At 42.1% G+C, this 1,465-nt stretch carries 2 protein-coding genes; both read left to right on the top strand.

What is annotated here, in order from left to right:
• The first annotated feature begins 53 nt into the window (after positions 1 to 53).
• Positions 54 to 440: a helix-turn-helix transcriptional regulator gene (locus BCT81_RS15725; RefSeq protein WP_102425038.1), complete on the top strand. Its 387-nt coding sequence runs from the start codon at positions 54 to 56 to the stop codon at positions 438 to 440.
• Between the two features lie 79 nt (positions 441 to 519).
• Positions 520 to 1,425: a restriction endonuclease gene (locus BCT81_RS15730; RefSeq protein WP_198596906.1), complete on the top strand. Its 906-nt coding sequence runs from the start codon at positions 520 to 522 to the stop codon at positions 1,423 to 1,425.
• The last annotated feature ends 40 nt before the right edge of the window (positions 1,426 to 1,465 follow it).

A 1,465-nucleotide genomic window follows, 5' to 3' on the forward strand; every position in this document is an offset into this window, starting at 1 on the left:
CTTATACCTATGCACTTAATTGATCAAGTGTTATTTAGTTATTGGTGGTAAAAATGCAAGACAAAATGGTTTCTTACTCATCGATTCTGGGTGTGGTCGTCGCGAATAAACGCAAAGAACTAGGCATAGAGCAGAGCGTATTAGCTGAAAAAATGGGGCTCTCACAAGCTAGCTATAGTCGTTTGGAATCAGGAAAGTCAACGTTCTCTGTTGATCAGATGTTTGAATGTGCTAAAGCTCTTGGTATCGCTCCAGATGAACTTTTTAATTCGGTCGTGAATATAGTTAATAATCTCAAGGAAAGTGAACAAGTGTCTGTTCAAGCCCAACTCAGAGGTAACGCAACGAAAGCGAAGTCTGAAGGGAGCAATGTAGGTACTTTCATAGCGGGAGCGGCCTTGGCAGCATTAATAGTTGGATTGGCTGGTAAGTCCAAATAAACGTAACGAATATCAATGTAACTGATTGTATATCTTGGTATATTGCCGAAATTAAAAGCCAAAATGGTTAGGGTCTATAGTGCTACCAAGTTATCAAGATTTAATGAAGCCAGTGTTAGAGGCTGCGAAGAATGAAGAAGTTAAGCTTAGCAACGTTGTAGATTTGCTAGCGGAGCAATTTAATCTGTCAGAAGACGAGAGAACTGAGCTGCTTCCTAGTGGCCGACAAGCGGCATTCACGAACCGAGTTGGGTGGGCTAAAACCTATCTAGCGAAAGCAGGGCTTTTGGACTCAACAAGGCGTGGTCATTTCGTTATAACAGACTTGGGGAAAGAAGCTCTAAACAGTGGCGATGAGATCAATAACCAATACCTTAAACGTTTTGATGACTTCAATACGTTCACTAAGCAAAAGAACGGTGATTCAGACCAAGGTGAAAAGACAATTGTGTCTGATAATGATGCGACGCCAGATGAAGTACTAAGAGCTGCTTACAAACAGATTAACGACGCGTTAGCCTCAGACATCTTGTCTCGAACACGTAAAGTGTCTCCAGCCTTCTTTGAACAACTGCTGATCGACTTGCTACTAGCAATGGGTTATGGCGGAAGCGATGAGGGTATGGCCCATACGCTAGGAAAGAGTGGTGATAACGGTGTGGATGGAGTGATTAATCAAGACCCTCTGGGTGTTGATCAGGTTTACATCCAGGCCAAGCGTTATGCTGATGGCAACAATGTTGGTGCAGGTGAAATCAGGGACTTCTTTGGTGCGCTTAATCTGAAGAAAGCACAGAAAGGCATTTTTATCACTACATCTGATTTTACCTCATCAGCAACTCAGACAGCGAAAGACCTAGGCATGCGAATCGTACTTATCAATGGTAAAGAGTTGGCTAAGCTGATGCTGCGCTACAACATTGGTAGCCGAGATGAGCAAGTGCTGTATATAAAACGAATTGATGAAGAATTTTTTGAAGGTTAAATAACCACTGACTTGATGTAAGTTTCAAATTAGTGTGTAT

The organism is Vibrio sp. 10N.261.52.A1 (genome assembly GCF_002876325.1).
Taxonomy (GTDB): domain Bacteria; phylum Pseudomonadota; class Gammaproteobacteria; order Enterobacterales; family Vibrionaceae; genus Vibrio; species Vibrio chagasii.

Excerpts from the sequence above, each read along its gene's own strand:
- BCT81_RS15725 (WP_102425038.1), top strand. The coding sequence starts at position 54 with ATGCAAGACAAAATGGTTTCTTACTCATCGATTCTGGGTGTGGTCGTC.